At 53.7% G+C, this 6,463-nt stretch carries 8 protein-coding genes, 4 tRNA genes and 1 rRNA gene; all 13 read right to left on the reverse strand.

The window, feature by feature from the left end:
• Nucleotides 1–58: 58 nt before the first annotated feature.
• Nucleotides 59–754: a 50S ribosomal protein L1 gene (gene rplA / locus AC1DIH_RS26375; RefSeq protein ID WP_019693883.1), complete on the reverse strand. Its 696-nt coding sequence runs from the start codon at nucleotides 752–754 to the stop codon at nucleotides 59–61.
• A complete protein-coding gene (rplK, locus tag AC1DIH_RS26380) occupies nucleotides 754–1,185 on the reverse strand; it encodes a 50S ribosomal protein L11 (RefSeq protein WP_007933726.1) in 432 nt (143 codons plus the stop codon). Before rplK ends, rplA begins: the two co-directional genes overlap by 1 nt.
• Before the next feature lie 117 nt (nucleotides 1,186–1,302).
• A complete protein-coding gene (nusG, locus tag AC1DIH_RS26385) occupies nucleotides 1,303–1,836 on the reverse strand; it encodes a transcription termination/antitermination protein NusG (protein WP_010443972.1) in 534 nt (177 codons plus the stop codon).
• 9 nt (nucleotides 1,837–1,845) lie between these two features.
• The gene (gene secE, locus AC1DIH_RS26390) at nucleotides 1,846–2,214 is read right to left on the reverse strand and encodes a preprotein translocase subunit SecE (protein WP_019693884.1); all 369 of its coding nucleotides are present in this window, start codon (nucleotides 2,212–2,214) and stop codon (nucleotides 1,846–1,848) included.
• Between the two features lie 45 nt (nucleotides 2,215–2,259).
• Nucleotides 2,260–2,335 (reverse strand) — tRNA-Trp (locus AC1DIH_RS26395).
• A 53-nt stretch (nucleotides 2,336–2,388) separates the two neighbouring features.
• Nucleotides 2,389–3,582 carry an elongation factor Tu gene (tuf, locus tag AC1DIH_RS26400; RefSeq protein ID WP_103318372.1) on the reverse strand — a complete coding sequence of 398 codons (1,194 nt, stop codon included), beginning with the start codon at nucleotides 3,580–3,582 and terminating at the stop codon, nucleotides 2,389–2,391.
• 84 nt (nucleotides 3,583–3,666) lie between these two features.
• Nucleotides 3,667–3,742: transfer RNA gene (locus tag AC1DIH_RS26405), tRNA-Thr, on the reverse strand.
• A 26-nt stretch (nucleotides 3,743–3,768) separates the two neighbouring features.
• Nucleotides 3,769–3,842: transfer RNA gene (locus AC1DIH_RS26410), tRNA-Gly, on the reverse strand.
• A 25-nt stretch (nucleotides 3,843–3,867) separates the two neighbouring features.
• Nucleotides 3,868–3,952: transfer RNA gene (locus AC1DIH_RS26415), tRNA-Tyr, on the reverse strand.
• A gap of 142 nt (nucleotides 3,953–4,094) precedes the next feature.
• Complete coding sequence (locus AC1DIH_RS26420) at nucleotides 4,095–4,541, reverse strand: hypothetical protein (RefSeq protein ID WP_477773836.1); 447 nt, start codon at nucleotides 4,539–4,541, stop codon at nucleotides 4,095–4,097.
• Nucleotides 4,542–4,548: 7 nt separating this feature from the next.
• Complete coding sequence (locus AC1DIH_RS26425) at nucleotides 4,549–5,298, reverse strand: pantothenate kinase (RefSeq protein ID WP_477773837.1); 750 nt, start codon at nucleotides 5,296–5,298, stop codon at nucleotides 4,549–4,551.
• Nucleotides 5,288–6,247 carry a bifunctional biotin--[acetyl-CoA-carboxylase] ligase/biotin operon repressor BirA gene (gene birA / locus AC1DIH_RS26430; RefSeq protein ID WP_477773838.1) on the reverse strand — a complete coding sequence of 320 codons (960 nt, stop codon included), beginning with the start codon at nucleotides 6,245–6,247 and terminating at the stop codon, nucleotides 5,288–5,290. The genes AC1DIH_RS26425 and birA overlap by 11 nt, the downstream gene beginning before the upstream one ends.
• Before the next feature lie 133 nt (nucleotides 6,248–6,380).
• Nucleotides 6,381–6,463, reverse strand: a 5S ribosomal RNA gene (gene rrf / locus AC1DIH_RS26435); the annotation flags it as partial.

Genomic DNA, 6,463 nt, shown 5'->3' on the forward strand with positions numbered 1-6,463 from the left:
CCGCCAGGCAGGGACCCCAATTTTTCAATTGGCGCAATTACTCGCGCCAATCTGTGTCTTAAGCGTCGAGCGAACCCTGGTCGATGACCAGACCTGGGCCCATAGTGGTGCTCAGGGTAACGCGCTTGACGTAAATACCTTTCGAGGAAGCTGGCTTGATACGCTTCAGATCAGCGATCAGGGCTTCAACGTTTTCCTTCAGCTTGACGGCATCGAAGCCGACTTTGCCAACGGAGGTGTGGATGATGCCGTTTTTGTCGGTGCGATAACGAACCTGACCAGCTTTTGCGTTTTTAACCGCGGTAGCTACGTCTGGAGTTACGGTGCCGACTTTAGGGTTAGGCATCAGGCCGCGTGGACCGAGGATCTGACCCAACTGACCTACAACGCGCATTGCATCCGGGGAAGCAATAACTACGTCATAGTTCAGGTCGCCGCCTTTCATTTCGGCAGCCAGGTCGTCCATGCCTACGCGATCAGCGCCGGCGGCCAGAGCAGCTTCAGCTGCCGGGCCCTGGGTGAACACAGCAACGCGAACGGTCTTGCCAGTGCCGTGTGGCAGCACAGTAGCGCTACGAACAACCTGGTCAGATTTACGCGGGTCAACACCCAGGTTCACAGCAACGTCGAACGACTCGCTGAACTTGACAGTCGACAGCTCAGCCAGCAGAGCAGCGGCGTCTACAAAGTTGTAGGCCTTGCCCGCTTCGATTTTGCCGGCGATAGCCTTTTGGCGCTTGGTCAGCTTAGCCATTACACACCCTCCACGTTAAGGCCCATGCTACGAGCAGAACCGGCGATAGTACGCACGGCTGCTTCCATATCAGCTGCAGTCAGATCCGCGTTTTTGGTTTTCGCGATTTCTTCCAGCTGAGCACGAGTTACAGTGCCAACCTTAACGGTGTTTGGACGAGCGGAACCGCTAGTCAAACCAGCAGCCTTCTTCAGCAGAACCGAAGCCGGGGTGCTTTTTGTTTCGAAAGTGAAGCTACGGTCGCTGTAGACAGTGATGATCACTGGAGTCGGCAGACCTGGCTCAAGACCCTGAGTACGGGCGTTGAAAGCCTTGCAGAACTCCATGATGTTCACGCCGTGCTGACCCAGAGCAGGACCAACAGGTGGGCTTGGGTTAGCCTGAGCGGCCTTCACTTGCAGCTTGATGTAAGCGGTAATCTTCTTGGCCATGAGGCACTCCAATTACGGGTTCGAACGCCTCGAGAGGCTCCCCGGTTACTTGCGCGTTTATCCCAGTGACGACAAAACCCCACAGCCTAGGGCTGCGGGGTTGGGATGCTTGTTCGGCTAGACCTTTTCGACCTGGCTGAACTCTAGCTCTACCGGAGTAGAGCGACCGAAAATGAGCACTGCGACTTGGATCCGGCTCTTTTCGTAGTTAACTTCTTCGACCGTGCCATTAAAATCAGCGAACGGACCGTCGGTAACACGAACCACTTCACCCGGCTCGAACAGAGTCTTAGGCTTCGGCTTGTCGCTACCATCAGCTACACGACGCAGAATTGCTTCCGCTTCTTTGTCAGTGATCGGCGCTGGTTTATCGGCCGTACCGCCGATAAAGCCCATCACCCGAGGAGTATCCTTGACCAAGTGCCAAGTACCCTCATTCATATCCATCTGAACCAGCACGTAACCAGGGAAGAACTTACGCTCGCTTTTGCGCTTCTGGCCATTACGCATTTCAACCACTTCTTCAGTGGGAACCAGAATTTCGCCGAAGCCATCTTCCATGCCAGCCAGCTTTACACGCTCGATCAACGAGCGCATGACATGCTTCTCGTAACCCGAGTAAGCATGCACAACGTACCAACGCTTAGCCACGGGACACCCTTAGCCAACAATCAAGGAAACAAGCCAGCCGAGCAGGGAATCAAGCCCCCACAACAGCAACGCCATAACCAGAACAACAGCCACCACAATCAGGGTGGTCTGCGTGGTTTCTTGGCGAGTTGGCCACACGACTTTACGAATCTCGGTGCGAGCTTCCTTAACCAGTACAAAGAAAGACTTGCCCTTGACCGTCTGCAGGCCTACAAAGGCAGCTACAGCAGCAATAACAAGCAAAGCGAGTACACGGTACAGGATCGGCGCAGCATGGTAATACTGATTGCCGACAACGCCAACAACCACCAAGGCGACTACTACAAGCCACTTGAGCAGATCGAAGCGAGAGCCTTGAGCTTCAGCTTTAGGAGTCATCTATGAAGATCCTGTGAAAAGAAAGCCAGACACACTGAGTGAATCTGGCAGGTCAGGAGGGAATCGAACCCCCAACCTACGGTTTTGGAGACCGTCGCTCTGCCAATTGAGCTACTGACCTAAAACAAAATTAGGCCGACCATTATGCCGGCCTAAAAAAGACATTACAACAATTTACTCGATAACTTTAGCTACGACACCAGCGCCGACGGTACGACCACCCTCACGGATAGCGAAGCGCAGGCCGTCTTCCATTGCGATGGTCTTGATCAGCGTAACAGTCATCTGAATGTTATCGCCTGGCATTACCATTTCAACGCCTTCCGGCAGTTCGCAGTTACCGGTCACGTCAGTGGTGCGGAAGTAGAACTGTGGACGGTAGCCTTTGAAGAACGGAGTGTGACGACCGCCTTCTTCCTTGCTCAGAACATAAACTTCTGCGGTGAACTTGGTGTGCGGCTTAACCGAACCCGGCTTAACCAGAACCTGACCACGCTCAACGTCGTCACGCTTGGTGCCACGCAGCAGCACGCCGCAGTTCTCGCCAGCACGACCTTCATCGAGCAGTTTGCGGAACATTTCAACACCGGTACAGGTGGTGGTGGTAGTGTCACGCAGACCAACGATCTCCAGCGCATCCTGAACGCGAACAATACCGCGCTCAATACGACCAGTCACAACAGTACCGCGACCCGAGATCGAGAACACATCTTCGATCGGCATCAGGAACGGCTTGTCGATAGCGCGCTCAGGCTCTGGGATGTAGCTATCCAGAGTCTCAACCAGCTTCTTGACAGCAGTGGTACCCATCTCGTTTTCATCATTACCTTCCAACGCCATACGCGCGGAGCCGATAATGATTGGAGTGTCGTCGCCCGGGAAATCGTAAGTGCTCAGCAGATCGCGCACTTCCATCTCAACCAGCTCCAGCAGCTCAGCGTCGTCTACGAGGTCAGCCTTGTTCAGGAAAACCACGATGTACGGAACGCCTACCTGACGGGACAGCAGGATGTGCTCACGAGTTTGCGGCATCGGACCATCAGCGGCCGAGCAAACCAGGATAGCACCATCCATCTGGGCAGCACCGGTAATCATATTTTTCACGTAGTCAGCGTGACCCGGGCAGTCAACATGCGCATAGTGACGCACAGCCGAGTCATACTCAACGTGAGCAGTGTTAATGGTGATGCCACGAGCTTTTTCTTCTGGGGCGCTATCGATCTTGTCGAAGTCAACCTTGGCCGAACCGAAAACTTCGGAACAGACGCGAGTCAGAGCGGCAGTCAGAGTAGTTTTACCGTGGTCGACGTGACCAATGGTGCCTACGTTGACGTGCGGCTTATTACGTTCGAACTTTTCCTTAGCCATCGAAATCACCCCTAGGAGAAGAATTAAGCAAGTCACACTGGCCATTAAAACAAAGGCAGATATTTTCATATCTGCCTTGTTATATGGAGCTCTTGAGCGGATTTGAACCGCTGACCTCACCCTTACCAAGGGTGTGCTCTACCAACTGAGCTACAAGAGCGAAACACTTTGCACAACCTGCAAACTTGGAGCGGGTAGCGGGAATCGAACCCGCATCATCAGCTTGGAAGGCTGAGGTTCTACCACTAAACTATACCCGCGTAAGCTTTCAGCTCACGCTAAAAATGGTGGAGGGGGAAGGATTCGAACCTTCGAAGTCGTAGACGTCAGATTTACAGTCTGATCCCTTTGGCCGCTCGGGAACCCCTCCTAAGCGAGCCGGCATTCTACATCATGCCAGCCTTCTGTCAAGCATTTTCTCATTAAAAACCTGAGGTTAGCTGCGTTGACCTCGCTTCGCACCGTTAACCGTTAAAGGTCTTCACTGCGAAGCGGGCGCCATTCTATGCAACCTATTCAGCAGTTGCAACCCCCTCGCACGGCATTATTTTATGTTTTAACTCATTGAATTCTTTAGCAAGGTTCTGCAGCACGGAATCATCGGCCATACGCCGGCTCTCTGGAGCCACACGCATCCAATACCCAACAGAATCAGGAAGAGAAACCGATAGCTGTTGAACCTTGATATCGAGAGCAGCCAATCGCTGCTCAAGCGACTTCGCCGTTTCCTGACGAGTAAAACCACCCAGATAAAGGCAACTGGTGTCTGCCTGCGCAGCTTTACCCTTATCACGCGCAGCCGCTGCATCAGGCGTTTCACTCAACAGACGAATGTCCTGCTGCGAACCTTTATACAAACTTAACGGAGTGACGTCCTTCGCCCGTAAGGGCGCCTCTTGCTGGTGCCAGATGTAATAGAACACATTGAGGACCAGCAACAGCAGAAACAACCAACGCATAAAAACCTCAGGACAATGGGCACGCCATGGCCAAACCCACGAATACGAGATCCGGCACCACTCGCGCCTCTGGCACAACTCCGGAAACGAGGCCAGCGTCACCACCGGTGAGGAACACCGAGAATTCCTGCCCCCAATAGCTGCGCGCCAACTCCAGCTGCGTCAAGACAAACCCTCTTAGCATCAATGAACATCCACGCTCGACGGCCTCCACTGTATTTCGCCCTGGCTCAAAGCTCTCGAGCGCCCTGGATGCGGCGAGATCGTCATAGCGAATTCGCCGGGTATGAGTGCGTAACTGGTTACGCATCAAAGGCATTCCTGGGCAAATGAAGCCCCCCAGGTGCTCGCCATCCGCCGCAATAAAGTCTGCGGTAAGCGCAGTACCAAAATCGAGAACCAGACAAGCTCCCGCGGCTAGATGAAATGCTCCAAGCATCGCAAGCCAACGGTCAAGGCCCAGCCGCTGATAGTCCTCGTAACCGTTGCGAACTCCAGACATTTCACGAGCCGGCGCCGCACATGACACCGTTACACCAAATGCATCAACCAGCAAGGAAACCAGCGCAGCAGTCTCCTCATTGGTTCTTACGCTTACCAGGCGACAGTACTTGAGATTCAGTCCATTACACCCGTGCAAACTCTCCAACAAGGCCAGATCCGAGTCGACTACACCCTCGGCAACCAAACGCGTCGCATCTGCGTGCAGCACACGCCATTTAATAAAACTGTTCCCGCAGTCGAGCTCAAGAATCATCGCGCAACCTCAGACTTAGCTCACCGCCACTAAACACCTTTTCTACGCCATCTACTTTCAAACGCAATGCGCCCTGACCATCAATCCCTATCACCTCGCCGTCAATCCGATTCACTCCAGCGATGAGTGAAACCGCGCACCCCTGCCATAGATGCCCTTGCTCCCACTCAGCCTGAAGCGCCGAAAACCCTGCCGACTGATGACGACTCAGATACTCCTGGAGAACAGCCCCCAAACGCGCCACTAGCAGATTACGATCAAACGCCCTACCCGCTTCGAGACGCATAGAGGTCCATTGCTGATCAACCTCATCAGCCATCTGCATATTTACATTGATTCCCACACCCAGAACGACATGACACACATCAGCCGGATCCCCAACCAACTCCAACAATATGCCGGCGATTTTCTTCTCACCAACCAGAACATCGTTAGGCCACTTCAAACCAGCCCCAGCGATACCCAGATCGCGCAGCGTTTGCATCACAGCAAGGCCGACGACCAGGCTAAGCCCTTCAAGCTGGCGCATGCCACCATCGATTCGCAGCACGAGGCTATAGTAGATATTTTCGGCAAACGGGCTCACCCACTTGCGGCCGCGTCGACCGCGACCAGCAGTTTGTCGCTCTGCAAGCACAAGAAACGGCGCAGCCATTCCGCGCTCTATAGAGCGCAAAGCTTCAGCATTGGTGGAGTCAATCGAATCAAAGACTATTACCGGCCAGCCGCAAGCAGGTGAATGCTCACTGATCTCCACGGCGTTGAGCAGAGTAAACGGCGCACTCAACTGGTAACCACGACCGCGCACCTTGTGAATAGAAAGACCCAACTCAGCCTCGAGGTGCTGGAGCTGTTTCCATACAGCGCTACGACTAATACCTAGAGCAGCGCCCAGCGCTTGGCCAGAATGAAAACGACCGTCCTTCAGGAGCTTTAACAACGTCAGCATGCAAGTATCGCCTCACAATGAGGTCCGCATGATAGCCATGCCCCGGGCCGTTGCATAGAAATYGTAAGAATCAACTTTCTCGCAGGCAAAACAAAACCCCAACTGCTTTCGCAATTGGGGTTTCGGAATTTAATCTTGACGATGACCTACTCTCACATGGGGAAACCCCACACTACCATCGGCGATGCATCGTTTCACTGCTGAGTTCGGGATGGG

Source organism: Pseudomonas sp. 05N36, assembly GCF_056397385.1.

Excerpts from the sequence above, each read along its gene's own strand:
- rplA (WP_019693883.1), bottom strand. The coding sequence starts at position 754 with ATGGCTAAGCTGACCAAGCGCCAAAAGGCTATCGCCGGCAAAATCGAA.
- rplK (WP_007933726.1), bottom strand. The coding sequence starts at position 1,185 with ATGGCCAAGAAGATTACCGCTTACATCAAGCTGCAAGTGAAGGCCGCT.
- secE (WP_019693884.1), bottom strand. The coding sequence starts at position 2,214 with ATGACTCCTAAAGCTGAAGCTCAAGGCTCTCGCTTCGATCTGCTCAAG.
- tuf (WP_103318372.1), bottom strand. The coding sequence starts at position 3,582 with ATGGCTAAGGAAAAGTTCGAACGTAATAAGCCGCACGTCAACGTAGGC.
- AC1DIH_RS26420 (WP_477773836.1), bottom strand. The coding sequence starts at position 4,541 with ATGCGTTGGTTGTTTCTGCTGTTGCTGGTCCTCAATGTGTTCTATTAC.
- AC1DIH_RS26425 (WP_477773837.1), bottom strand. The coding sequence starts at position 5,298 with ATGATTCTTGAGCTCGACTGCGGGAACAGTTTTATTAAATGGCGTGTG.
- birA (WP_477773838.1), bottom strand. The coding sequence starts at position 6,247 with ATGCTGACGTTGTTAAAGCTCCTGAAGGACGGTCGTTTTCATTCTGGC.